Annotated in this window: 25 protein-coding genes and 1 pseudogene; 8 read left to right on the top strand and 18 right to left on the bottom strand. The window is 43.5% G+C overall.

Features of this window, described 5'->3' with window-relative positions; translation table 11 throughout:
- Genes BLQ18_RS14715 through BLQ18_RS14705 form a run of 3 tightly spaced genes read left to right on the top strand, consistent with a single transcriptional unit; the run spans position 1 to position 2,347 of the window.
- Positions 1-378 carry a YkvA family protein gene (locus BLQ18_RS14715; protein ID WP_090298314.1) on the top strand — a complete coding sequence of 126 codons (378 nt, stop codon included), beginning with the start codon at positions 1-3 and terminating at the stop codon, positions 376-378.
- Between the two features lie 5 nt (positions 379-383).
- Positions 384-1,592, top strand: coding sequence for an OprO/OprP family phosphate-selective porin (locus BLQ18_RS14710; protein WP_090298311.1), 1,209 nt, complete (start codon positions 384-386; stop codon positions 1,590-1,592).
- Between the two features lie 5 nt (positions 1,593-1,597).
- On the top strand, positions 1,598-2,347 hold the full coding sequence (locus BLQ18_RS14705; RefSeq protein ID WP_090298308.1) for a methyltransferase family protein: 750 nt from the start codon (positions 1,598-1,600) through the stop codon (positions 2,345-2,347).
- A 122-nt stretch (positions 2,348-2,469) separates the two neighbouring features.
- Here BLQ18_RS14705 and BLQ18_RS14700 read toward each other — a convergent pair whose 3' ends face one another.
- Both BLQ18_RS14700 and BLQ18_RS14695 read right to left on the bottom strand, forming a co-directional pair.
- Positions 2,470-2,808, bottom strand: a complete 339-nt coding sequence (locus BLQ18_RS14700; RefSeq protein ID WP_245668141.1) for a hypothetical protein — start codon at positions 2,806-2,808, stop codon at positions 2,470-2,472.
- 10 nt (positions 2,809-2,818) lie between these two features.
- Positions 2,819-3,085 (bottom strand): annotated as a pseudogene (locus BLQ18_RS14695) (DUF5712 family protein); the annotation flags it as partial.
- Positions 3,086-3,404: 319 nt separating this feature from the next.
- Between BLQ18_RS14695 and BLQ18_RS14690 the strand changes: the two are divergent.
- Positions 3,405-4,268: a mechanosensitive ion channel family protein gene (locus BLQ18_RS14690; RefSeq protein WP_090298305.1), complete on the top strand. Its 864-nt coding sequence runs from the start codon at positions 3,405-3,407 to the stop codon at positions 4,266-4,268.
- Positions 4,268-4,660, top strand: coding sequence for a DUF1003 domain-containing protein (locus tag BLQ18_RS14685; RefSeq protein WP_090298302.1), 393 nt, complete (start codon positions 4,268-4,270; stop codon positions 4,658-4,660). Before BLQ18_RS14690 ends, BLQ18_RS14685 begins: the two co-directional genes overlap by 1 nt.
- A gap of 3 nt (positions 4,661-4,663) precedes the next feature.
- Here the strand turns inward: BLQ18_RS14685 and BLQ18_RS14680 are convergent, their stop codons facing one another.
- From BLQ18_RS14680 to BLQ18_RS14615, 14 genes are all read right to left on the bottom strand, one after another.
- Positions 4,664-5,434 carry a patatin-like phospholipase family protein gene (locus BLQ18_RS14680; RefSeq protein ID WP_090298299.1) on the bottom strand — a complete coding sequence of 257 codons (771 nt, stop codon included), beginning with the start codon at positions 5,432-5,434 and terminating at the stop codon, positions 4,664-4,666.
- 14 nt (positions 5,435-5,448) lie between these two features.
- On the bottom strand, positions 5,449-8,448 hold the full coding sequence (locus tag BLQ18_RS14675) for an efflux RND transporter permease subunit (protein ID WP_090298296.1): 3,000 nt from the start codon (positions 8,446-8,448) through the stop codon (positions 5,449-5,451).
- Positions 8,448-9,365, bottom strand: coding sequence for an efflux RND transporter periplasmic adaptor subunit (locus BLQ18_RS14670; protein WP_175443780.1), 918 nt, complete (start codon positions 9,363-9,365; stop codon positions 8,448-8,450). Before BLQ18_RS14670 ends, BLQ18_RS14675 begins: the two co-directional genes overlap by 1 nt.
- Position 9,366: 1 nt before the next feature.
- Complete coding sequence (locus tag BLQ18_RS14665; RefSeq protein ID WP_175443779.1) at positions 9,367-10,644, bottom strand: TolC family protein; 1,278 nt, start codon at positions 10,642-10,644, stop codon at positions 9,367-9,369.
- Positions 10,645-10,740: 96 nt separating this feature from the next.
- Positions 10,741-11,313 (bottom strand): phosphatase PAP2 family protein, encoded by a 573-nt coding sequence (locus BLQ18_RS14660; protein WP_090298287.1) that lies wholly within the window; start codon positions 11,311-11,313, stop codon positions 10,741-10,743.
- Between the two features lie 17 nt (positions 11,314-11,330).
- Entirely contained in the window at positions 11,331-11,957 is a 627-nt protein-coding gene (locus BLQ18_RS14655) for an HD domain-containing protein (RefSeq protein WP_090298284.1), read from the bottom strand.
- A 42-nt stretch (positions 11,958-11,999) separates the two neighbouring features.
- Complete coding sequence (locus BLQ18_RS14650; protein WP_090298590.1) at positions 12,000-12,575, bottom strand: phosphatase PAP2 family protein; 576 nt, start codon at positions 12,573-12,575, stop codon at positions 12,000-12,002.
- Positions 12,576-12,689: 114 nt separating this feature from the next.
- Positions 12,690-13,592, bottom strand: a complete 903-nt coding sequence (locus tag BLQ18_RS14645; protein ID WP_090298281.1) for a diacylglycerol/lipid kinase family protein — start codon at positions 13,590-13,592, stop codon at positions 12,690-12,692.
- The gene (locus BLQ18_RS14640) at positions 13,592-15,568 is read right to left on the bottom strand and encodes an LTA synthase family protein (protein WP_090298279.1); all 1,977 of its coding nucleotides are present in this window, start codon (positions 15,566-15,568) and stop codon (positions 13,592-13,594) included. The genes BLQ18_RS14645 and BLQ18_RS14640 overlap by 1 nt, the downstream gene beginning before the upstream one ends.
- 73 nt (positions 15,569-15,641) lie before the next feature.
- A complete protein-coding gene (locus tag BLQ18_RS14635) occupies positions 15,642-16,160 on the bottom strand; it encodes a hypothetical protein (protein WP_090298277.1) in 519 nt (172 codons plus the stop codon).
- Positions 16,161-16,325: 165 nt separating this feature from the next.
- On the bottom strand, positions 16,326-16,799 hold the full coding sequence (locus BLQ18_RS14630) for a PepSY-like domain-containing protein (protein ID WP_090298274.1): 474 nt from the start codon (positions 16,797-16,799) through the stop codon (positions 16,326-16,328).
- A 97-nt stretch (positions 16,800-16,896) separates the two neighbouring features.
- The gene (locus BLQ18_RS14625; RefSeq protein ID WP_090298272.1) at positions 16,897-19,314 is read right to left on the bottom strand and encodes a TonB-dependent receptor; all 2,418 of its coding nucleotides are present in this window, start codon (positions 19,312-19,314) and stop codon (positions 16,897-16,899) included.
- A 76-nt stretch (positions 19,315-19,390) separates the two neighbouring features.
- A complete protein-coding gene (locus BLQ18_RS14620; protein ID WP_245668140.1) occupies positions 19,391-20,629 on the bottom strand; it encodes a sensor histidine kinase in 1,239 nt (412 codons plus the stop codon).
- Positions 20,630-20,659: 30 nt separating this feature from the next.
- Positions 20,660-21,334 (bottom strand): response regulator transcription factor, encoded by a 675-nt coding sequence (locus tag BLQ18_RS14615; RefSeq protein ID WP_036378998.1) that lies wholly within the window; start codon positions 21,332-21,334, stop codon positions 20,660-20,662.
- Positions 21,335-21,574: 240 nt separating this feature from the next.
- Here BLQ18_RS14615 and BLQ18_RS14610 point away from each other — a divergent pair, with 240 nt between their 5' ends.
- Positions 21,575-21,769, top strand: a complete 195-nt coding sequence (locus tag BLQ18_RS14610) for a hypothetical protein (protein ID WP_090298267.1) — start codon at positions 21,575-21,577, stop codon at positions 21,767-21,769.
- A gap of 113 nt (positions 21,770-21,882) precedes the next feature.
- On the opposite strand, the gene BLQ18_RS14605 is transcribed toward BLQ18_RS14610, so the two are convergent.
- Together BLQ18_RS14605 and BLQ18_RS14600 are read right to left on the bottom strand one after the other, a co-directional pair.
- Complete coding sequence (locus BLQ18_RS14605; RefSeq protein ID WP_090298264.1) at positions 21,883-23,487, bottom strand: ArnT family glycosyltransferase; 1,605 nt, start codon at positions 23,485-23,487, stop codon at positions 21,883-21,885.
- Complete coding sequence (locus tag BLQ18_RS14600; protein WP_090298260.1) at positions 23,480-24,166, bottom strand: phosphatase PAP2 family protein; 687 nt, start codon at positions 24,164-24,166, stop codon at positions 23,480-23,482. Before BLQ18_RS14600 ends, BLQ18_RS14605 begins: the two co-directional genes overlap by 8 nt.
- A gap of 589 nt (positions 24,167-24,755) precedes the next feature.
- On the opposite strand from BLQ18_RS14600, the gene BLQ18_RS14595 reads away from it, so the two are divergent.
- Both BLQ18_RS14595 and BLQ18_RS14585 read left to right on the top strand, forming a co-directional pair.
- The gene (locus BLQ18_RS14595; protein WP_090298257.1) at positions 24,756-25,142 is read left to right on the top strand and encodes a hypothetical protein; all 387 of its coding nucleotides are present in this window, start codon (positions 24,756-24,758) and stop codon (positions 25,140-25,142) included.
- Positions 25,143-25,651: 509 nt separating this feature from the next.
- The gene (locus BLQ18_RS14585) at positions 25,652-26,446 is read left to right on the top strand and encodes a cation efflux transmembrane domain-containing protein (protein ID WP_090298251.1); all 795 of its coding nucleotides are present in this window, start codon (positions 25,652-25,654) and stop codon (positions 26,444-26,446) included.
- Positions 26,447-26,459: the final 13 nt, after the last annotated feature.

The raw sequence follows: 26,459 nt of genomic DNA, 5'->3' as shown, positions 1-26,459 counted from the left end.
ATGAAAAAATTAAAAGAATGGGCAAAAAAATTAAAAAAGCAATTGGTTATGCTGCACTTGGCCTATAAAGACAATCGAACGCCTTGGTTTGCCAAAGTCCTGATTTTTATAATCATTGCTTACGCCCTTAGCCCAATTGATCTTATCCCAGATTTCATTCCAATAATTGGCTATTTGGACGACCTAATCCTATTACCTATAGGAATCTATTTTGCCTTAAAACTTATACCAGAGGAAGTAAAACGGGAAGCCCTTCAAAAAGCTGAAGATTACAAATGGGATAAGAAAAACAGCTGGATAATTGGCGGTATTGTTATTCTGGTCTGGTTTGTTGTCGGGTATTGGATTGTAACGAATTTTTTAATGGATAAAGAATAGCAAATATGAAAAGATCTCTCTGTTTTATACTGATTTTAATTGCCTTTTCTAAAGCGACAGTTGCTCAAGACACTATTCCTAGGCCTACTCCTTTCGACGAAGGGTACCTATTTATTGGTTCTGATGATCTTTTAAAATTTAAAGGTTATGGACAAACGGATTTTTATACGCCAATTGGCGAAAGCCCTGCTATTTCCGAATTTTCAGTTCGAAGGGCGAGGTTGGCGGCAACAGGTTATTTTCAGGGAAAATTCCGTTATATGCTCTATGCCAGGTTCGATAAAGGAAAAGCAGAGCTTAACGAAGCATTTATCGAATCCCGACATCTACCTTATGCAAAAATACGTGTAGGTCAATTTTTTGCTCCATTTAGCCTATCGAACCTTACCTCCAGTTCTCAACTGGATTTAATGACCAGGCCCTTAATTATAGATAATTTTTCTTCTGGTAGGGATGTTGGGGCAATGTTGTTTGGTTCAATCTGGAGGGGACATATAGATTATGCAGCAGGAGTTTTTAACGGAGTCCCCCGAAATACTCCGGAAAACAATAAATCGAAGGATGTAGTTGCCCGCATAATCCTTAAACCGTTCAAAACTTGGGAATCTTCTGTACTATCTAATATTTCATTTGGGGTCTCCAGTTCTTCCGGTATACATCAAGAAGACTTTTCGAACAAAGAATACAAAAATGTGTTGGGAACCCCATTACTAAAATTCGGGGATAGTATTCAACAAAACGGGAGTGTAAAAAGATTAGGGGGCGATATAGAGTGGTTTGTTGGTTGTGCTTCTATTAAAGCGGAATATCTAACAGCCAAATTTGAAGGTTTTACTAAAAATAGTAGCTTCAATGTGTTTGATGCAAGTGGCTTCTATACCACCATTACCTATTTTCTTACAGGTGAGGAAAATAATGGCAAAACGGTAAAACCAACGAACGAGTTTAATCCATCGCTAGGGCATTGGGGTGCATTTGAAATAGCAGGCCGCTACGAGAACCTTTCCATATCGCCATCAGCTCTTGGCCTTGGGGCTATAGAAGGCACAAATGACACAAGTGCCTTATCCTTCGGCATCAATTGGTACCCCAATGACGACGTTAAAATTGTGGCCAATTATCAAGCCTTTCACTATTCCGATAACTTATCAATAGAAAATAAAACTTTTAACCGGGAAAAGGCATTCTTGATGCGTTTTCAATATCAATTTTGAACCAAATGGCATTATATAACGAATTCAAAAAACAAGGAGATTTCCTTTTCAAAAATCGCAGCTACCTCCCACTCATTTTTCTTCTTATTGGTTTAAGTGTGCATATTTACAGCAAGTTTCAAAACCCCGCAATAGAATCGGCAATAGATGAATATTATGAATTCATATGCCTGGGTGTAAGTTTGATGGGATTGCTTATAAGAGTATTGACCGTTGGTTTTACACCAAAAAACACTTCAGGCCGAAATACAAAAATGGGACAGGTAGCAGATGAGCTCAACACAACTGGAATGTATTCGGTTATTAGGCACCCGTTGTATCTTGGAAATTTTTTAATGTGGCTCGGTGTAGCGATGCTTACAGCAAATTTATGGTTTATAATCTCCTTTATATTTCTCTTTTGGCTCTATTACGAACGGATAATGTATGCGGAAGAAAGTTTTCTCATTGAGAAATTCGGCAATGAATACCTAAAATGGTCATCCCATACACCTCCATTTATTCCCGCATTTAAAAAAGTCATTAGGCCAAATTATCCATTTAGTGTGATGAAAGTCTTAAAAAAGGAAAAAAATGGTCTGGCTGCAATCTTTTTACTGTTTTGGTTATTTGAATGGTTCGAATGCATTATTGCATATACCAGCTCCCTACTAATAATCGATTTTTGGTTCTATGCAGCAATTTCAAGCTCAGTACTATATCTCATTTTGAAAATACTTAAAAAGAAAAAACGTTTAGATGAAATTGGTAGATGAGAGCATCTGGAATTGCAAAAAGTTTGCAGCCAGACCATTTTGTTATCTTTGCAACGTGAAATTATTAACATTCATATTTGGTCTATATATTTTAACGCTCAACGCGTTGCCTTGTACTGATGTTAGTGCCGATGTGGTTTCCGATAATTCTCAGACCGTGGTCGTAGCCGCTTCAAATTTGGATCATAACCATAGCGTTTCAGATACTTGCTCTCGGCACTTTTTGGCTCGTCCGTTTTGTGCAAGAAAACGTACAGTCCCGTATTGATTAGCATCAGGGGGCAAATTAGAACCAATGAAATCAAGATTAGGTCATTGCTGCTCGATAGGTAGAACGCCAAAATCCCTAGCAAAATCCCATTTAAAATAAAGGCATAACGGGTCAATCGGTACAGCATATAAAATAGCGCACTAGCTAAGCCAAGAATTAAGAGTACCGTTGTAAGGTTGTCCAGTTGCATAAACTAAGATTTAGCTTCCGATGGAACTTGATTTGATGGCCACGTCCAAACCTTTGCGAAGCTGATTGAAAACCTTTAGGGCAAGCTGCGCCTGATTGGTTGGGATGCTCGGCATAATCGGGATGCCCGTTTCCCGCATCAGTTTAAAAGCGATTGCCTTTTCGTTGGTGGGCAATTTCATCAACGAAGCAAAATAGATTTTGGGATTCTTAATAAAGTCTTTCCGTGCCTGGTAGGTTTCAGCAAAGTTGCGCTGATAGCCAAAAGTCCTGTCAAAGTGGAAACGCCGGACATAGTATACCACCTTCGCCGGACAAAATTGAGCACCCTCAAAACTAACTCAAAAATCTAATTTTCAACGCACTAAAACCAAATATTGGGTGACTCAAATTTTCTATTTTTGGTGGCCCCAACCATCCAACTCATCCAATTAAGGCCCATGTTTGCGATGTTATTTTAAATGCAGTCAGGACTTAATGATTTTTTGAAGTCTTCCAAAAAGACCTTTGAAGATTGCTACATTCAACTTTTTACAACAATCTAAGTAAATAAAAGATTATATTAATCTCTACGGATTGGTGAAATTTCAAGTGTCCATGATTAAAATGCTATTTACAGAATTCAGGACATTGACATTGATTGTAATTATCATACTTCTCACTATTACAATTGCTTTAGTCTTTAACTGGTTCCTAAACCGTTTCATTAAAAAATCCTTGTTGAACCATCACAAGGATTTGACCGGGTTTCTCTTTATCAAACATATTTCTACCGCACTGATCTATGTGGTGGGCATTGCATGTGCCTTAGTACAGATTCCTGAATTCAAAATTGTCGGTCATTCCCTTTTGGCAGGTGCCGGTGTTGTTTCCCTGATTGCAGGTCTTGCATCCCAACAAGCGCTTAGCAATATCATGAGCGGCATCTTGATTGTCATATTTAAACCTTTCCGCGTGAATGACAAGATTACCATCCGTGAAAGTTTTACTGGAATTGTTGAAGACATAAACCTACGTCAAGTCGTGATTCGTGATTTTGAGAACAATAGAATCATTGTCCCCAATTCAGTGATAAGTTCCGATTTGATCATCAACGCCCACTTGGGGGATACCAAGTGTTGCAAAATGATTGACATTGGCATAGGATATTCCTCAAATGTGGAAAAAGCCTTGGATATCATGAAGGAAGAAGTAGCGAAACACCCACTGCATATCGATTCCAGAAACAAGGAGGGTTTGGAGAACAAAGTTCCTCCTGTGATTGCAAGGGTAACGGCCCTTAACGATTCATCCGTGAACCTACGGGTTTGGGCGTGGGCGGCCAATTCGGCCGATGGGTTTGTCCTTCAATGCGACCTTTTACAGAGTATCAAGAAAAGGTTTGATGATGCAGGTATCGAAATCCCATTCCCCCAACGAACTGTTACATTCCCCAATACCATGGACAAAAATGAAATCTAATGGAAATCAAGAACACCAACCACGTCTATAAAAACAATTTAAAACCATCGGAACGTTTCGCCATATGGATCACGGAACGCATCGGGACCATCGGTTTTTTCATCCTTATTTTGGTATGGACCATATTTTGGCTAGGTTGGAACATGTTCGCACCCGTCAACTTCCGGTTCGACCCCTACCCCGCCTTTGTACTATGGTTGTTCATTTCCAATATGATCCAGATATTCCTGATGCCCTTATTGATGGTGGGTCAAAACCTTCAGGCCAAAAGAGCGGAGATCAGGGCTGAAAACGACTATAATGTCAACATCAAGGCCGAAAAGGAAATTGCGCTTTTGATGCAGGAAATCAAGGAATTGAAAAAAATGCTTTCGGAAAAATCATCAAAGTAAACCCTACTTTTTTTCTTCTAGGATTTCCATAAGCTTTGGTATTTTCTTTAAGGTGGACTCGTAACCGATTTCAAAAAGTGTTTTGGATTCCTTGATGTCAAACATATTGAAACGATAGCTGTCCTCAATTTCCAAGGCCAAATCGCATTCCTTGAGGCGGGGATAGATAGTGTTCCAAATGGCCAATTGAAAACAACGTGAACCAACATTCCGTCTTCCCTGGATATCATACCTTTCTTCATGGGGACAGACACTGGAACCGATAACAGTATCACAGCTGGCCATCAGGGGCTCAATGGGCAAATTATTCAACAAACCCCCATCGACATAGGTATATCCATTGTGAACAATAGGTTTGAACAGTAATGGTAAGGCGCATGATGCCAACAAGGGAACGATGAAATTACCCTCTGAGGCTATTTCAAACTTTCCTGAATTGATATTGGACATACAGACATGAAGTCTGTTCCTAGGATTCTCGTGCCCAGGTATATGAATATGGGCTTCTAGAAATCTCTTCAAAAAGGTAAGCTCGGTAACTCCCTTATTGAAGATTCCCAATTTAAAGATCTTTAAAAACTCTTTTTCATGTGAAAGGTCAAGAATCTCCAACGGGGTATATCCAAAACAGTACAATGCCGCGATGATGCTTCCCGCACTGGATCCGGAAACATCCTCTGGAAATACTCCGTGCTCGTTCAGGGCCTGAAGGACCCCTATATGGGCAGCTCCCCTTGCACCTCCTCCTGACAAAGCAATTCCAATCAATGGCATCTTTTAAATTGTTTCTACTCCTTCAACAATTTAAGTATAATTGGAAGTACCACCAATAGCAATGGCAATGCAAAGACCAACCCTCCGATGACGGCAATCGCCAAGGGCTGGTGCAACTGGGCCCCTGCTCCGATACCCAGGGCCAAGGGGATCAAGGCCATGATTGCGGCAGTGGCTGTCATTAATTTGGGCCGCAATCGTTGCGCTATGGAATATTCGATCTTTTGAAGATGTGATAACGAAACATCACACTCTTGGTACTGTCGATAGGTAAAAATGGCATTCTCCCCGATAATCCCAACTATCATAATGATACCTGTGTAACTTCCTACGTTCAAAGGTGTTCCTGTCAATAATAGACTCAACAGACAACCTGCAACCCCTAAAATGGCAATGAATATGATGGCAAGAGCAATCTTGATCTTTCTGAACAGAAACAATATGACGGTAAAGACCAACAGTACCGCGGCAATCAAAATGAGCATCAATTCCTTAAAAGCCTGTTGTTGTTGCTGGTATTCCCCTCCATATTCAATATGATACCCCGAGGGAAGGCTGATCTTCGTGGACAGATTGTTTCGGATATCGGTCAAGGTCGACCCCAGGTCCCTGTTGTTCAAGCGAGCCGTAACGACCCCCATGGATTTTTGGTTTTCCCGATTGATCTCTGCCACTCCCTTCCCTATTTCGATTTTCGCCACCTTTTGTAAGGGTACGATATCCCCACTGGGCAATTGCAGGGTCATTTGTTGGATATCCGAAACCGAATTGGTGTTGGTGCCGGGAAACACCAACCGGATGTTCACGGCCTGTTCCCTTTCAATGATACTACTGATGACCACCCCTTGTATCTGGGTTTCCAATTGCGTTTGAAAATCGGCAGGGGTCAATCCCAATTGTGCCAAAATGGGTACGTTGGGCTGTATGAGTACCTCGGGGCCCGCCACAATGATTCCGTCGCTCACATCGGCCGTACCATTAACCTGCTCCACCAAAGATGCAATCTGCCTGGAAAAATCCTCCAATTTGCCAATATCATCACCAAATACTTTAATCTCGATAGGTTGTACGGAACTCATAAGGTCTCCCAACATATCACCGATCACCTGACCAAAATCTACCGTAAGAGGTGGCACCGCCGCCTCAATTCGTCCCCTGATCTCATCGGAGACCTCGGTTGTGGTCTTTTTCCGTTTGTCGTTTAGTTTTATTAAATAATCCCCTCGGTTCTGCTCCGTTATGAAAAACCCCATTTGTGTACCCAAGCGTGCAGAATAGGCCTCCACTTCCGGTTGCTCGTCCAAAATCCGGTTGACCACCTGTAGCATCCGATCCGTCTCCTCCAAAGTGGTTCCCGCAGGACTGTAATAGTCCAAAACAATGCTACCTTCATCCATTTCCGGTAAAAATCCGGACGCCAATTTCGAGGGAACCAGCCAAATGATGACCAAACATCCCAGGGCAAAAAGAACCCCAATCACTGGTCTGGTGAGAACCATATGGATCCATTGGGTATTCGTATGATGTTTTTTCGTGATCTTCTTTTTCGAAGAGAATAGCATTGAAAGTACGGGTACCACAAGCCATGTCACCAAAAAGGAACAGGCCAACGCAATGATCATACTAAACGCCATCACCTTGAAATAGGCCCCTGCCACCCCTGTCATCAGCACAAAGGGAATAAAAATCACCAATGTGCTCAAGGACGACCCTACCATGGCCGGAAATAAATGGGCAATGGCCTCCTTGGACCACCATGCAGCGTTCTGGTCCGGATGCTCCTCTTTGATCTTATGCACCTGTTCCACGATGATGACCACGTCGTCTATCATCAGGCCAATGGCAGCAGCTATGGCACCAAGGGTCATGATATTGAAAGTGTAACCAATGGCATCCAAAACAATAAGGGTCAAGGAAAGGGAAAGGGGAATGGTAAACAGTACCACCATACTGGCCGAAAAAGACCGTAGGAACAGGATAACTACCAATAGGGCCAGGACCAGACCTATCCAAAGTACATCCTTGATACTGCTGATACTGGTATTGACAAAATCCGCTTGTTTGTAATAGGGTAAGAGTTTTACACCCTTTGGGAGAATGGACTCCAGTTCCTTTACCTTTTTTTCAATAGTGTTGTTGACCTCCACAAGGTTGGCATTGGGCTGTTTGATGACAGCGATCAGGGGAACATTTTTACCATTGGCCAGAATCTTGGTATAGGATTTGGCCTCGGTCACTTTGACCTCGGCAATATCTTTCAACCGGATCAAACGATTCGGGGAGTTGATGATGACCAGGTTGCGAAGATCATCCAGATCATCGATGGCATTGTCGGTCAGGGTTAGGTACAATCGATTGTAATCCGAGGCATATCCATTGGATTGGAGGATATTGGAATTGACCACGGCACTGGTAACCGCAGCAATCGAAATACCAAGGGTATGGATGACATACGGTTTCAACTCGATTTGGTATTCCTTGTCCTTGCCCCCTATCACCGCAATGTCCGACACACCCGGCGTGGCGGCCAAATAGGGCTTTATCTGATATTTCGCTATTTTTTTCAAATCCACTTGGGAGAGCCCCTCCCCTTCCAGGGAATACCCCATTACCGGCAGAATGGAGGGGTTCATTTTCTCTACGGATGTGGTCGTATTGGGCAAAATATCCCCTTGGGACTGGTTGATAAAGGATTCAATCTGCGATTTGGCCGTATTGATATCGGTACTCCAATCCAAAAAGACCGAAATCTCACAACTGCCCCTTGAGGTGGTACTACGGATATATTGCAACCCTTCCGTTCTTCGGATAATATTTTCCAAGGGGATGGTCACCGTGGTCATCATTTTGTCCACAGGTTGCTGACCCGCATCCGCGATCACTTTGATCTTCGGAAAGGTGATATCGGGAAACAGTCCCGTCTTCAGTCCCCTATAGGAAAAAACACCCCCAATCAATAACATCAGGGCTATGGCCAAAAGTGGGTATTTGTATTTGGAGTAGGATAGCTTCATTATTTTTCGATACTGACTTTGGTGGAATCCTGCATTTGATAACTGCCCTCGGTCACCACCTTGTCATGGATTCCCAGGTTTTTTGACATCACCTCGATCAAGGAATCGTTTTTGAGGCCCGTCTCGACATCTTGTCTGACCGCCAGGGTGTCACCCAAGACCTTTATGACCCAAAAATCGGTCAACAATTCATTGGATTGTAGGGCGGAGTGTGGCACGGCCATGGCATTCTTTTTTTCCTTGTAGACGGTCTTGACCTGCACGTTCAGGTTTTCGGGAAGTTCTTGGTCGGGGAGTTGGATCAAAAATTGTTGGGATTGGGGAACAGGGTCGATCACTGGAAGGATGGCCGATATCTTGGCCTGTATGACCGTTCCGTTCTGCAACATGATCTCGCAAAGGGTCCCGATATCGATATGGTCCCCATATTCATAGGGCACGTTGACTTGGACCACGAGGGACCTTGGTTCTGAAATTATGGCCAGCACATCCCCTTCCGCCACATAATCATTACGCTGCACATTGAGTTGGGCTATGACCCCAGTACCATTGCTAATGACTGAAATAGGCCCTGAAAGCTTGGCCAAGGTACTATCTATCCTTACGGCTTCGGCCAGCGCATCCTGTTCCTTGGTCCTGACCGTGGCAAAGGTTTGTCCAGCACGGATATGGGACCCCAATTTATGGGGCAACCAAGAGACATATCCCGTAACATTGGAACGCACATTCTCCTTTTTCTGGTACAGGGTCACTCCATTGAAGGTAATATATTCCTTGATGTCACCCTGTTGAACCGCAGCGGTCTTTACCTGAATGGGCACTTCCGATGTGGTTGTGTTTTGGGGGTCGCTTTTACAGGAACCCGCGGAGGTCAAGACCCATATGCAAAGAAAGGTGTACCCTAATTTTTTCATCATATCACCAGTTTGTATAGTTATATTGGTTACGCAACAACCAGAGGTTGGTCTGGGCCTGCAGTTTGGCATAGGCCGTCAATTTATAGGTTTGGACCAGGTTCAAATAATCGATTACGGAAGCAAGTCCCTGAACCATTTTTTGTTTGTAGATTTCCAGGATGTTCGACTGCAGTTGCAGTTGTTCTTCCATCTGTTTCAAATATGCCGTTTGTCCCTCCATCTGCATCCGAAGGCTTTCAAAGGTATTTTGGGCCTGGGTCTCATTGTACTTCTTATAATAATCCAGGTTGTCCAATTTCAGCTTATTTTGGAGCTCGTTGTATTTTTTCTGATGCCCATCGTAGATCGGTATGGTCAACCGTAGGCCTGCACTGAGTCCGAACCTGCGTTGAAGGTTGTTCAGGTCCACTGCATTCAATCCAGAGTTGCCATACACTGAAACCTGTGGCCGATATTGGTTCTCAAATACATTTTGATCGGCGGATATCTGAAGGCTATCCAGGGCAAATCTTTTTTCGAAGAGCAGGGTATCCTTTTGGGACGTTGTTTCTATTTGGGGATCGGCCAAGGGATCGAAGTTTGAAAGGGTCACCCCTGACAAGTTACCCATTTGGGTATAGAGGTTCTTGAAGTTGATATCGATCTGATCCAATTCCAATTGTTTCGTCCCTATATCCGATTGGATGGCCAAATAATCACTTTCGGCCAAAATGCCCCGCTTTACCAACAACTCCATGACATTTAACCGATTATTGAGATCTTCAATGATACCAAGGGTAAAGTCCTTTTGGAGTTGCAATTGGTAAGTGAAGATATAGAGGTCCGTGATGTTCTTGACCAAATTTCTGGTCATTTCCTCCTGTCCCAAGGCCAGGGAGGCATTGGACAATTGGTTTTGGAGCAACAGATTGTCCACGATCGTCTTATTGAAAATGTTTTTGGTAATGTTCACTTGGGCGGAATAGAGTCCCCCATTGGTAATGCCCACATCATACCCCAGTGCATTGACGGAAGGGTTTGTGGTCACATCCAAAAACTTGCCATTACTGTTGAAATAAGGGGCCACCAAAACTTCGGAGGTGGCATTGATTTGAAAGGCATTGTTCTGGGCCCTGATGATTTCGTTCTGTAGTTCCCCTACCTTTTGAAGGTTGGCATTTTCCAAAAGTCCCGGGGCATTTTCTTCGGCATTGGTCACAAAGAATCCAAGGGATCTTTCCTGTGCACAGCTGTGATGTACCAATCCGAACAAAAAAATCATACCCACAAAATACCTCATAACCAAACTATTACAGTTTTTCAAATATATCATTCTATTTCAAAATCCATGGATAACACCACATCGCAAAAACCCCGATCCAAGATGCTTACCCTTTTAGAACTTATAGACCACCCCAAGGGCATAGGAACCGTCCCCACTTTGGAAGCTCACATCAAAATGTTCCTTCATGTAGGGGGTGGTGAACAGATAGGTCGAGGCAATTCCTGTCAAGGCCCCACCCAAAATATCCCATCCATCGTGTCTATCGTTCACCCCCTCGATCCTACTATAGGCCACGTAGGCAGCTACGGCATAGGCAGGGATTCCATATTTCCAACCGTACCTCCTTTGTAAAAAGGAAGCACCCTGAAAGGCAAAGGAGGTGTGTCCGGAGGGAAATGCATGCCCATCGAGCCTACCCTCCGGCCTTGGTTTGTTGATGGCGTATTTCAAGATCCATGTGGCCGCCAAATTGGTGCCCACGGATTTGCTCAACTGCCAAAACCCTTGCTTGTCCCCTTTGGCCAAAACGGTCACCAGGGAAAAGGCCGTGGGCACGAACTGCGCATAGTCCCCCACCTTTTCAATGGTGGTTTCGGTGGCAATTTCTTTGGGAGATTCCGTTTGTTGTCCCTTAATTTCCCAAAGGGACAACAACAATAACATAAAAATCGAATATTTCATCATGATCGAATGTTTACTTTTTAAAATGGATCGAGCCACCCGAGACGGTCCTTGAGTTGTGCCAGGTTTTCCTGTTTGACGGGTTCCAAAACCCGCTGTCCATAGGTGGTGAAAAACGAATGCCCTTCAAGAAAGGTGATATTGAGCTGGGTCCAGTCCCGATCCGAATACTGCATGTTTCGGTGCTGGGCCCATTCTTTTCGCAGCAGTGCGTTCTTATTAAAAAAGGAAAGGGTCCCCAAATGGAACAGATCGGCATCGCAGAGTACCTTTTCCATTAGATTTTTGGGCTCCTGTGGCATTCGCGTGGCCAAGATACAGTCCTGCACAACGGCCAATCCCTCAGATGGGTAATCCCAGTCCTCCAAAAACGCTTTCGCCAAATCGCAACTTTGGGTCTCATGTCCCTCAAAACCCGATACATGTCCCACATCATGGAATAGGGCGGCCAATAGAACACGCTCCAGTTCCGTTGGATCCAATCCAACATGGTTCCCGACCTTTAGGACTTGAACATATACCTCCAAAGTGTGCTGTACATTGTGGAAAGGCAGGGACCCGCAGGCACCATTCTGCAACAGGGCCACCACGTGGAGCTCGGCCTTTGCAAATATGCCACCACTTTTGTGGGCAGTGAAATCATCCATAATCGAGTTTCTTTTTCTTTACCTGCAAGTTCATTTCAGCGATCAAAACGTATAATTGAATCCCACGAGCAGGCCTTGTCCATCGCTTGAAAAAGTGAGCTCCATAGGATATTCTATATAGGGACTTGTAAATAAATAGGAACTTCCGATGCCCACCAAAGCACCCGCGAGGACATCCCAACCATCGTGTTTATGGGCCTTGATACGGGTATACCCCGTAAATGCGGCCAGAACATAACCCGGCACCCCAAATTTCCAACCATACCTTTTTTGTAAAAAGGCCGCACTTTGAAAGGTCGTGGAGGTATGCCCCGAGGGAAAGGCACGAAATCCGTTGTCATAGGGCCTTGGCTTGTTGATGGCATATTTCATCCCAAGGGTCACGGCCTGGTTCACTACAAACCCTTTGACAAACTGCCAACTCCCCTCCCGGTCCCCAATGAGCAATGTCCCGGTAAGACTGGCCACAGGCAGGGAAACCAGCAATACGTCCCCTGCGCTCTGGAGGGTCCTGTCCTGGGCATTGGTGTCCCAAACCGTACCGATCAAAAGCAGGAACAACCCTAAGGCCGATATGTTTTTCCTGATTCCAGTGGCTCCAATAAACCGTGTTCCCATACCGCAAAATTTCGTTTTTAGGATCTGGTTTTGAAGTGCCCGACCCATCCTTGGAGAGCCAAAGTAGAATTGAAATCTAAAGACAATTTTAAGTTGTGGCCGAAGTACCATCCATCATCCTTTTGGTCTGGGCACGATGACGGTCAAGGCTTTCTTCTCAATACCGATGGAAATGGTATTGTCCCCCATGGGATGGAACTCCCCGTCGATCTGGGAATCGAAATGGGCACCGGGCAGACCTGAGAGATCAAGGCCAGTGGTTTGAAAATGCGTTGCCTCCTTGAGCAAATGGGGCCTGTTCATCAAGAGCAGAGCGCCCAATACCAACATTTTGAACCTGTTGATCCTGCAAATGACCAATACATCCAAAAGCCCGTCCTGCAAGGATGCATGGGGCGTAAGGCTCAGGTGGTACCCCATTACATTGGTGTTGGATACAAACACCAAAAAGGGTTCGGTACTCCACTCCTTACCGTTGGATTTGATCTTAATTGCCTGGGATTTCTTCAATTCCTTGAAGGAGGTCATGCAGGCACCTAGGTACCCGGATAGGGTCCGTCTATTGGACGATTCATAGTTCTTGATGACACTGGCATCAAAACCGACCCCCGTATTGCTGAAAAAATAATGATCGTTGATCCGACCGGCATCAATGCGGATGGTATGGGCATTGCGCAAAAGCCCCAAGGCCTTACGCAGATTCTTCGGGATATGTAGGTTGGAGGCCAAGCCATTTCCGGAACCGAAGGGAATGATGCCCAAGGGGATGTTGGTTCCCAACAGACAGGAGGCCACTTCATTGATGGTACCATCCCCACCACAGGCCACTATGATGTCCGCACCCTCGGCAATTGATTCCTTGGTCAAGGTACTGGCGTGGGTCTTGTATTGGGAATATTTTACGGTCAACCGATGAAAGCTCTTGATAAAAAACTGCTCCAGATGACCTTCATTGAGCACCCTTTCCCCCTTGCCCGCAATGGGATTGACAATAAAATGTATTCTCTGATGCCCCATCAATCCCGAAGTTTAAGTCCTCCGTTGGAATAGAGGAAATCAGCCACCTGGTACCACGAAATGGCCTCATCGAGAAAAGCCCGGTCCGTGGGGATACTTTTCAGACTGTTGTCGGAAGGATCCCAATCATAGAAATTGGCATTCTTTTGATCTCCAAGCACCATGACCTGGTTCCCTTTCAACAACCCTAACTTTCTGTAGTTACCGATGAAGGCCCTTTCTACTTCTGGCCTCATCTTTAGTACATCCTTTCCAAAAAGGTTGGAGGTATAGTCCCAACCCAATAAGCCGAACAGGGTCGGAAACATATCGATCTGTGAACAGAGGTTATTGATCTTTCCTGTATTTTTTTGGGGCAGGTTATAGATCAGTGCAGGTATCTGGTAATTCTGCACATCCAATTCCCACCTGCCGGCACTACTGGCACAATGATCGGCCATGATCACAAAGACCGTATTGGCAAACCATGGTTTCCCCTTGGCCTTGCGCAGGAACTCCCCGATGGCATAATCCGTATATTTTACCGCCCCGTTCCGTCCCGTACCGGAGGGAATGTCTATTTTCCCTTCAGGGTAGGTATAGGGTTTGTGATTGGAAGTGGTCATCACAAAATCAAAAAAAGGCTGCCCTGCACCGTAGGCCCGGTCCCCTTCTTTCAAAACTTTGTTGTAGATGTCCTCGTCACAGACACCCCATGCATTTTCAAAGGTGACCTCGTCATCATCGATATTGGTCCTTTTGGTCAGGATGCTCTTATCCATTAGAAATCCACGGCCACGGTCCACAATGTTGAAACCATTGCCCCCAAAAAAGGAGTTCATATTATCAAAATAACCGTCCCCTCCATAGAAAAAGTTCCGTTCATACCCTTTTTGTTCGAACACCTCCCCGATGGTGAACAACCCTGCATTGTCCACCCGTTTGACAATACTTCTCCCCGGTGTGGGGGGAATGCTCAAGGTAATGGCCTCCATGCCCCTTACGGTGCGTGTACCCGTGGCATACAGCTGGGTAAAGAAGAGGCTTTCCTCTGCCAAGGAATCCAGATTTGGGGTCAGATCCAGTTCGTTCCCGAACGATTTCAGGAACTTACCACTAAGACTTTCCACACAGATAAAGACCACATTAGGCCTGGCGTCCAACACAATACTGTCCGTGGTTGTTACGGTCCGAAGGATTTCATCCGCATCAGGGTGCACAAAAGTTGCCCCATCCATGGCCAGTTCATTTTTCACACGGGCAAAGGCCTCTTTATGTTCGACGGTCATATAGAAATCCGGGAACGAAAGTTCATTGTTCCGAAAAGCGGCAAAAAAGGAAAAGATACCCGCTTTGGAAATTTCGTTGTTATAGCGATTACTTGACCATTCCGCCTGTTCATTGGTCAATAAAAATACCGAGAGCACCATGACCACCAACCATGGTACAGCTGATAAGGACCGTTGCGCGAAATGGGTACCAGTGGAAAAGGTCCTTTGAAAGACCCCAAACCTGAACAACAACCAAAAGGTCACCGCTACCAGTCCCAGAAGGGTCCCGATCAACAAGGGCAAGGGATAGGATTCATTGATGTTCTGCACTACCTCATAGGTATAGATCAAATAATCCACTGCTATAAAATTGTACCTTCTATGGAACTCATCCCAAAAGGTAAATTCCCCCAGAAACGAAAAATATAGGATAAAGATGCCCAAAAAGAACCCAAAGAAGGTCAGGACGCGATCCAACAGGGAACCGGACCATTTGGAGGGCACCAACACAAGATAGACCAGATAGGGGATCACAAAAAAGGAAAGTGTCGCCAAGTCGAACACAAAACCGACCACAAACGTCCAAACAAGGGACAAGGGACCGGTATCGGTCTCCTGAAAGTCCCAAACCAACAATATGCCCCGAACCACAAGGGAAATGGACAAAAAGATAAGAACGAAAGCCCTCAACAATGCATACCGGGCCGGAAAGATTTTGGTCAACATGGTACTTTTTGAAAATCGAAGGTAGGATCCAATTCTTAAGGAAATTTAAAGTTACCCCTTTGTAAATTTTAGGTTAATCCCCTACCAAAATCCTAGAAGTAAAGCGATAGTCATCGGAGGGAATGATCTGGCTGTGGCCATCCTCAAAAAAATCGACCCCAAAAAGGCTTCCGTGGTCCACAAGTTCAAAGATGTACTCTGCCGAATTTCCCCGGTTCCGCTCATAGACCTCGTATACGTCACCTTCAGGATAGGCCTTCTTGACCCTATCCATAAGCTGCTTGGGAACTTCTTCCCCATGCAGCTCAAGCTCAAAATATTCCAACAGGCCATCCAAGGTATAGCTCGCGGTCATATAGTCGAATTTTTCCATATAGAAGTTTACCAGCCAATGGCCATCAGGAGTATAGTGCCATTCGACATCCCTTGCATTCAAGAACTTGGAGGTAAAGGCCCTATCGATGGCATCAGGTACTTTTCTGGTACAGGCCACTGCCAGCAGCAGCAAACATCCCAGAAGCCTTCCCGAACCCAAATTCACTTGGTCAAGCCAACGCTTACCTCTTGCCCCTGTAATCCATAAAATCCCCATTCCTTACATTTTATAAAATTGAATCTTCCACTGCATGGTCTTCAAGGTATTTTATGAAAACCGACTGTATCCATGGAATCCCATGGGATTCCCCAAGATGAAAAAGGTCGGGAAGCATGAACTCCCGACCTCCATCAAAAACCAACTCAAACTCAAACCTAAACTTTAGTCTTTATCCTTTTCCCCTTCTTCATCGACGACCTGTTTATGGATCAATTTTCCATGGACATCGATACTTACTTCCAGTTCTTGTTCGCCATTTTCCATTTCAAATTCATAGGTCAGGCCATCAACGGTCTCGGAAATTTCCGCCTCTTCGATTTCATACCCGGACAACTCACTGTCCAAGGTAGCCCTGACGGCGTCGGGAATATCCTTTTGTTCAATTTCATGTTCCGTCTCCTTCCAAGTCCCATCTTCCAGGAAATTCGCGGAATATTCCATACCGTCCATTTTGAATTCAGCTTCCCATTCAGCATCCGATTCCTTGTCCCATTTCACTTTCTTCACTTGGGGAAACTTTTTGACAAAGGCTGCCTTTACCCGAAGGGGCACGGAACGGTTACTTGCAAAGGCAAAGAGTGCAAGTCCCAAAAGGACAGCGAGGGGTAATCCGATAATAATTTTTTTGTTCTTCATGGTTCCAATTTTTATATCTGACCTAAAACTACAATCCAATTCTAAAGATGGTTTAAAGCAAATCTAAAGATGGCCCCATCGCCATTCATTTACCTCACTATATCTTATACCGAAGCCCCAACCTAAAAATCTGGGTCTCGAAATAGTTTTGGTACATTGCCGTAAACCCTTGGTCCGTTACTTCTTGGCGGATTCCTAACCGATTGAAGATATCGGTGGCGGAGAAGGTCAGTTCCGCCTTTTTGTCCCAAAAACTCTTTTTGAGCCCAAGGTCCACTGAAGATCTTGAGAGTTCCTTGCCTTGAGGGATGTTCTTATCCGAATAGTAGATGCCTGTCAATTGGATGGCCAGATCATGTTCCAATTGAAGCTCCGCATTCAACTTGGCATTCCAGGCATCCGCTGTGGATTCCTCCACCGTAAAAGTCCTTTCATAAGGGAATAGCAAAGTCCCCTGATAGGCATCAATGGCATTGGAGTACCAATTAAAAGTGCCCGATACCTTTACCTTGTCGGAAATATCCTGGGCCAACAACAGCTCGACCCCTGTGTTGGTGGCCCTTCCCGTGTTCTGGTAAATGCGGTTGACTATGTCATAGTCCGGATTGGAAGCATCGATGCTGTAGACCCTCATATACTGGTCCTTGATCATCCTGTGGTACACTGCCGTAAAAATGAATCCTGTGGACCAGCTATATTTATGGGCCAACTCAAGGGCATTGGTGAACTGTGGCCGCAAATAGGGATTGCCCACTTTGAGCAGTTCGGGATCGTCGTACTTTGGAAAAATTCGGAGTTCCGGTTCCCCCGGACGGTCGATCCTGCGGTTGTAGAACACCGACAATTTGTTGTGCCCCCCCAATTTATAGGTAAACCGTGCACTGGGGAACAGTTCGAAATAATCGTACTTGTCATTGTTGGGATAATAACTATTGACTGGGTCCAGGTCGTAGAAAACATTGGTCTGTTCGGCACGGAGCCCCGCCTCGATATCGAACGTTTCCTTTTCAAGGACATAGTTGGCGTACCCGGCATAAAGGTTCTCCCCCCAATCCGAAAAACTGCCCAGACCGGGATAGATGATGGACTGGTTCCCCGGTGTAATGGTATAGTCCACGGGCAATCGCCTTATTCTCAGTTTGGCCCCCAGTTCCATACGGCCTGACCGCAAGGGCCTCACATAGTCCGTGGATATACTGGTGGTGTTCTCAATGGCCCTGATATTGGTTTTGTCCGTACCGATGCGCACCGCAGAACTATCGTTCAGGGAATAGGTCTCATCCTCCAACCCCTGGGTATATTGGGCGCTGGCACTGAGGGTATGTCCCGGTTGTGCAAAGGAATGCCTATAGTTCACCGTGGCGTTGATGAAGCGGGTGACCTCCTCTTCCTGCCAACTATAAAATCGGTTCCGTTGGTTGGCATCCATATCCATAAAGGCCACTTGGGCGGTATCAATATGTTTTTCGCGATCATATAGACCGGAAAAGGTAAAACTGTTGTGGTCATCCAAATCATAATCGATCCCTCCGTTGATGATGGACCGGAACTGTCTCCGGTTTTCGGGCACCTGGGAAAGTATATTACGGCCGTCATCATAATTCCTCGTGGTGAATTCATTGTTCGGCAGGGCTTCCTGAAGGATAAATTCCGATTGCAGGAAATAATTCAGTTTTCCTTTTTTATAGTTGAGATTTAGGCTCGGGATCAATTTGGGATTGACCGAGTAGCTGCCCAGATCCGTTGGGGTATCGGCCCGTCGTTTGCCCAGGGCACCGAGACCAAACGATAGCCCCACGTCCCCGTTGAGCCCGGCCTGTCGTTCCTTTTTATAGATAATGTTCACGATACCCGCAAACCCATTGGCATCGTATTTTGCCGAAGGGTTGTTGATGATCTCGATCTTTTCAATGTTGGACGCGGGGATATTTGCCAACCCTTTTTGGTTCCCAAACCCCGTAAGGCTGCTCTGTTTCCCATCGATAAGGACCACCACCTTGTCACTGCCCCTGAGGACGACCTTCCCCTCTTGGTCAAAGGTGACCCCTGGCAGGGTTTTCATGGCATCCATGACCGACCCTCCTGATTGGGCTATATTATCCTCAAGGCTAAAGGTCTTTGTGTTGAGATCGGAATTGGTGGTGGCCTGTTGGCCCACTACCTCTACTTCTCCCAAACTTTGGGCACTGGGCAGCAATTCCACTTTACCGAGGTCGAACACGTTGTTCAATCCCCCTGCCACCAGGGTCCGCTCCAAGGTGGCAAATCCGATAAAGGAAAAATAGAGTGCATATTCCCCCAATGCCACGCCATCGATGGTAAACCTCCCCTGTTCATCACTGATAGTCCCGGTCACCAGGGCATTGGTATCCAACTCATGCACGGCCACATTGGCAAAGGCCAAGGGTTCCTTGGATTCTGCATCCAAGATCTGACCAGAAATGGTAATGGTCTCTTGGGAAAACAAGGGGCAAGAAAAGATAAAGGAAAATAACAGGGCATATAGGCTTCGCATGGAAAACGTTTTAAGTTAAATGTCAAATCTAGGATCGAAACCTTAAGGGAATTTAAAGTTTTACATTTTCCCTGATTTATTTCTTCCCAAAATGAATGGTGAACACGTGCCTGTCCCCTGAAAATCGATAATCAATCCCAAAACCATAAAGGTCACAGATCCGTTTTACAATGGCCAGGCCGAGCCCCGTTGCCTTGACCCCATCGGACTCCCTATAAAATCGGTTATAAAGACTGTCGGGGTGTTTCAGGGGTGTTGTACCCGCATTTGAAATGGAAATATCATCCACCGTCGAACCCACGACAATATCTTGTTGGGCAATATTATATTTGATGGCATTGGAGACCAAATTGTTACAGAGCACCGTTGCCAGATAGGGATCCATGTCCACCTTAATGGGATACTCGAAATCGACCTTGATCGCATTGTTGGAAATCTCACAAAAGTCCTGGACCGTTACCGCCATGAGTCTCGTGATATCCAATTGCTCGACGTTGGCGAACTGGTTGTTCTCGATCTTGGTCAACAAGGTCAAGCGCTTGGTCATTTGGGAGAGTCGTTGTATATCCCTTTGGATGGAGGTGAGTTGTTCGAACTGCTGGTCGTCCAATGGTTCCTCGATATTGATCATATTCTCGATCTTCGCCTGTATAATGGCCAAGGGGGTCTGCATCTCATGGGATACATCCTCCGTATATTGTTTCAGGTTCCGATAATCCGAACGGACCTTATTGGTCAATAGCTTGATCTCTGTATTCAATTCGGAGAACTCCAGGATTTCACTGTCCATCAGGGCAATGGGAGCATCGGAGCTGAGCGAAAACCGTTTCATTTGCTCCAGGTTGTGGAAAAAAGGGGTCCACAGTTTTTGGTTCTTCGAACGATTCACATAAAACAGGAACAGGAACACTAAAAGAATGATCACCAAATAGGAAATGACCACGGCGATCAGGATGTTCTCCGATTCCACCACGAGTGCGCGGACCGTGATCCTATAATTTTCACCATTGATGGCGGAGAAGGTGGACAGTTCCCTGAACTCCTCCATTTCATCTTGTGAGGGATCATAGATGATGGTATCCTTTAGCACCTCATTGCCCAACCGGGATACCTTTTGGATCTCGACGACCGGGGACAATTGAAAAGGCTCCGGATTTTCGACCAGGGAACTTTCAATCCGTGCCTCTGTCGAACGGAGCTCTTCCTCCACTTCAGACTGGAGCAGGTTCCTCAAATAAAAATAAAGGGCCACCGTACTGACCAACATCAACAGGGCACTGATCCCCAAAAAAGTTTTGGAGGTCTTTCGGATCAATCGTATTTTTTTCAAGGTATCCCCCATAGATCACTCTTCCACGAACTTATACCCACTTCCGTAGGCCGTTTTGATATACTTTGCCCCGGCTTCGGTCAATTTTTTGCGCAGGTTGTTGATATGGACATAAATAAAATCAAAATTATCCGCAAGATCGCTATGGTCCCCCCATAAATGTTCGGCGATGATCTCTTTGGAAAGCACCCGTCCCTTATTGGTAACAAAAAAAAGCAAGAGATCGAATTCCTTACGGGTCAAGGAAAGGGCTTGCTCATTGACATAAGCGGTCCTTGAGCGGGTATCAATGGAAATCTCGTGGAACTCCAAACGGTCATTGCCCCCAAACTTGCCCCTTCGCAAAACGGCTTTGATCCTCGAATTGAGTTCGGCCAAATGAAAAGGTTTGGTCAAATAGTCATCGGCACCCAGATCCAATCCTTCCAGTTTATCGTCCAAGGAATTGTTGGCGGAGATGATGATGGTCGGGGTCTCAGAACGGTTGCGCTTCAATAATTTTAGGATATCCAATCCACTACCGGTGATCAGGTTGATGTCCAGGACCAACAGATCGTATTCATAGAGGTCGATCTTGTAGAGGGCCTCGTGGTAGTCTGAAGCCATTTCACAGACATTGCCATCCCTTTCCAAATAGGTGGCAATGGATTTCTGGAGTTCTGTCTCGTCTTCTGCAATAAGGATCTTCATACCTTAAAGTTAAGGCTTAAAAATAGGTTTCAAATCTTTAGAAATTCTAAAGCTCTATATTTAAGGATTTAAAAATGGCCAGTAGAATTTTCCCAATAAAAGGAAAGTTCAAATAAACGATACACTCCTCAAAAAACAAATCTCCATTTAAACGATGTAAATTGATTTATTCTAAAAATTGAATATCTTGAGATTCTTATGTTTTGATTAGATTTACTTAATCCTGAATCTCCTCTTACCATGGAAATAACTTTGATAGAGCTAAAAAGAAAAATTGGCACCACGGATCAAAAGTTTTTGAACAAAGTTTATCTTCTTGCCAATGGTATGGTAAAAGTTCATGGATATGATAAGGAGAAGGCAGTTTCGCTTGCAATTGATATGGCAACTGATTGGTTCAATAACGGCGGAAAATATTCCATGAACAAATTGTGATTCCTTATATTTTTTGTTGGGCAAAAGAGTTTTTTGAATTTAGGTATCCACGAGGTTCAACATGTTGCCCAACAACATAAAAGCAAAAGAGGCAGATTTGGGCAACCAAGCTTTCATTTAATCACATAAATGCGTGTAATATGGTCCTCGAAAAGTGCCTTTTGCTCCAACACCAATTCAAATCCCTCAAGAAGTTTTAGGTCCTCTTCGCTTCTTGTATTGGTTATAATAAAGGTTTCTGGGTTTTCCTCGGCATATTTCATTATTCCTTCCAAAGATTGGAATACAGTAAAAGTACGTTTGAAATTTATTGGAAAGGCACTGTCAAAACGTTTAAAGACAACAATATTGTCTTTTTCATTAATATGTTTAAGGGCCAAGCTTACCGGGCTCTTTTCTGTAAGCTCTGGATAGATGATGCCAGAAAGTAGCATTCCAGTCAATAGCCAACCCCCTGCTATCGATAAAAATGAGATTTTCAGTTTACCCCTGCCATAAAAATGAAATCCGAGTATCGAGGCCAAGGCCGATAAGGCCAGCAATAAGCTCAAGAATCTTATTGCAAAGAATTGTTTTTCGATTGAAAGTGCCACATAGCCAGCAATTGGAAGTAAAATGGATAGGATAGTCAGAACAAGCAAACTCCAGGACACCCCCTTTTTATGTGTTTTTTCATGGTACACTTTTTTAAAATAGTGGGCAATTAAAATTCCAACAAAAGGATAACAGGGCATTGGATAGTTGGGGAGTTTCGTCTTTGAAATACTGAAAAAAAGTATGGTTACAACAGACACCGTCAAGGCAAAGAGTACCATATCGTTTCCCTTTCTTTTCCTCCATGCGTATACAAAGGATTGGATACCAAAAAGTGAAAATGGCAGCATGCCTAAAATCACATAGAGGGGAGTCATCAAAAAAAGCCCACCATGCCCTTCTTTTTCAGAACCAAACCTGGAAAGGTTATGATCCAAAAAGAAGCCCCTGGTCCATTCCCCATCAGTTTCCAAATGTACCAAATAATACCAAGGTGCTGCAATTAAGAGTACCACCAACAAACCCAAAATTGGTCTAAGTTGTAGTAGGGTTTTCCAATTAAAGTCTTTTTTTAATAGCAGAAATATCGGTATCACCAATCCCGGTAAAACAATTGCAATGGGTCCCTTGGTCAATACTCCCAAGGCGATTCCACCATACATTGCAAAGAACCACACCCATTTACCCTCCTTATAAAGGAAGTAAAACGAAAAAAAGGAAACCGAAACAAAGAATATAAGATAGGGGTCGGGTACGGCCAAGTGAAATTCATTGATAAAAAATAAGGAGGAACCCAAAACCATTACGGTTGTCCATGCAACAAAGGAATCCAAATGCCTTTTAATGGCCCAATAAGTCGCCAATAGGGTCAACGCACCAAAAAAACCCGAAAAAAAACGGGCCCCGAAGCTATTTACTCCGAACCATTTATAACCTAAGACCATGAAGAAATAGTGCAGAGGGGGTTTATCGGTTCGAAGTTCCCCATTGAAGAATGGGGACAAAAAATTCCCAGATGCCAACATTTCCCTTGCCGCCTCAGAGTTTCTGGCTTCGTCAAGGATATAAATGGGATACTGGCCAATGGATGAAGTACAAATTGCAAGCCCAACTATAAATAGAATGAGATAATCATACTGATTGATCAATCTCCCACCCAAGCTATAATATTGCCATTTATCCATTTAAAAGCTGGTTGATAGCATCCTGGGTTTTTCTGTGTACCCGATGTAAATCGATATGGAATTGTTGGGAATGCCACTTTTTGGGATGTGCCCGGACAATCAGATATGCAAATACAGATGAGAGCAATCCAAATAACATACCAAAATAAACGTCAACAAAAAAATGCTGAACAAGGTATATTCTCGAAAGACCCACAATGAATCCTAAAACCACCAAAACCCAACTCGCAGTTCTGTTCCGTGAAAACAAAGCAAAAAAAGAGGTCAAATAAAAAATCGTTGCCGTGTGTCCAGAAGGAAAGGTGTTGACATATCTAATTTTCACCCCCTCGACCAAGTGCAGCAAGTCAACGAGACCAGCATTTTTAAAGTAAAGATAGGGTCTCAATTCACCGGAATAGATCCCTTTTTTAAACAACAAGACAAGAACAATTTGAAAAGCAAATGCCAAAAGAAATATGGCCAACCATTTTAATTTGAATTTTAGGACCAAAAGAACTGCAAAAATAACGGTTATCGCGTTACCCAATGCGCTGGCCTTACTGAAGAATACATCAAAAAAAGGGGTTCTGGACGAATTGACAGCCAATACAACGGTGCCTTTTGGAAGGAATATTATGGGGAAAAATATGACTATGACAAGAAAAAAGGGGAAAAGTCTCTTTACTACAATCTGCATACTATTTGTTTTCTAAACAAAGTTATTTAAAGCCTAAGTCCAGAAGGTTATGGATTAATTATATGTTTTTTACCAATATCTTTAGGGATTGTAAATAAATTCTTTACTTGAATTATCTGAAGTGTTACCAGGCACGGTATCCAGAGAAAAAATACCATCACACTTGGATTGTTGACCAAAAGAAACCTCAGAATTCATAATGACCTTAAAACCAAAGCCACAAAATTTTTGAAGGATGCAATAAACGCTCCATCAGAAATGAGGGATGGAAACAGGTATCAAAGCGAAAGCTTATTTTTTTCTTAAAAATCCTCTATCAAATGGGAAATGGGTAGTTGTAAGAGATCGATCAATTAGATAATTGGTTGAGGAAAACAATTTTTAAACATTTGGCTACTTATAACCAAAACACGAATTTATCGCCTTGGTTTGACCCTATCATTGGAAATCGATTACCCATTATCTGTCAATCACTTAATTACGATTCCAATAATTTTATCAATTTGGAGTAACCTTATTAAAAAAAACCAAAATTCAAAGTGGGGTTTTTAATTACCGATTTGTTCTACAACAAACTAAACACGCTATTATGAAAAAGTTTTTCCTCCTACTTCTTGCCCCACTATTGATGTCTTCCCAATGTGAATCTGATGACAGTCCTGTTTTCAGAACGGAGTACTACATCCAAAACAGCACTAGCATTGATTTAATATTGATAACCAAAGATGCCGGAGAGATTTCGATTGAAAGCCGATCCAGTCAATTTATGGCCGTATCCACGGATTTGAATTCCTTTGTTCCCCCTTCCAAAAATATAGCATTTGATGAAGTGAGGCTTTACAAAGAGGAGACCGGAGGAAATAAGACCATATCCTATGAGCAAATGCCAATTGTGGATCAATTGTGGTCGTTTGATGAGATATCATCATACGATGCTGAATATAGATTGGTCATCACAAATGAATTATTGAAATAAAACAAAGCTTTTCTCCTTAGGACTTGTGAATTTGTTTGCCTATTCTTCCCAGGACAAAAGTTGAAGTAAGATTGGGACTTGCTGCGCTAAACAAATGTTTTGCTCACTTTCTAAAAAAGCCTCTTGATAGAACCAAGTGGACTGACTTTTTAAAAATGGCTTTTTTAGTTCACTTCAATAGGTTTAATAACATCATAATTGGCAGGTGGGTCAAAGTCCCCTAGTTCCGAAGAAGAACTTGAACTGGACATCGGCCTCTTGCAAATCTTCAACTAAAAGTAGACCGGACTTTGATTAGGGGAGTATATGCCATCAGTTTTTTGGTAAGTCAAGGAGAAAACCTAAAAATGATTCAAAGTGACAATAGTTTGATAGATAACCCTACTTAAGGCAGACCATTGGATGGGAACCAAATTTAAAAGGTGATTGGAAAATGTTGTAAGTAACATATGCTACAGTGTTTCCAATTCTAATATTGATTATTTTTAAAGTTCAAACAAACGATTGTAATGGAAAAAACAATATTTGAGATAACTAAAATGGATTGTCCCTCAGAGGAAAATCTGATCCGTATGAAACTGGACGGAATTTCAAGTATTACAAATATGGACTTTGACATTCCCAACAGAAAATTGACCGTTTTTCATAAAGGACAAATTGACCAAATAGAAAAATCAGTTCTTGAACTGAATTTAGGTGGACAGAAAATATCGACTGAGGAAACGGACCAAATCGACTTTAATGAGCATACAAACCAAAGAAAACTACTTTGGACTGTCCTGGGAATAAATTTCGCCTTTTTCGTAATCGAAATGGCTACAGGAATAATCTCAAAATCAATGGGGTTGGTTGCGGACAGCTTGGATATGCTTGCTGATTCATTCGTTTATGGAATAAGTTTGATTGCTGTTGGAGGAACTATGTCCAGAAAAAAACAGATTGCCAAACTTGCTGGGTATTTTCAAATAACTCTTGCTGTAATTGGTTTTATAGAAGTTTTGAGAAGATTCTTTGGGGCAGAACAACTTCCCGATTTTTCAACTATGATAGTCATTTCAATTTTGGCACTTATTGCAAATGGAATTTGTCTTTACATATTACAAAAATCAAAAAGCAAGGATGAGGCACATATGAAAGCAAGTATGATTTTCACCTCTAACGATGTAATCATCAATATGGGAGTAATAATTGCGGGACTATTGGTAAATTGGTTAAGTTCTAACAAACCTGATTTAATAATTGGAACTATTGTTTTTGTTTTGGTGATTCAAGGAGCATTCAGGATTTTGAAACTTAGCAAATGAACCAAAGTTCAAA

The organism is Flagellimonas zhangzhouensis, from assembly GCF_900102925.1.
Lineage (GTDB): Bacteria > Bacteroidota > Bacteroidia > Flavobacteriales > Flavobacteriaceae > Flagellimonas > Flagellimonas zhangzhouensis.
The sequence above is the reverse complement of the archived record's forward strand: the minus strand, read 5'-3'. Positions and strand labels throughout refer to the sequence as shown.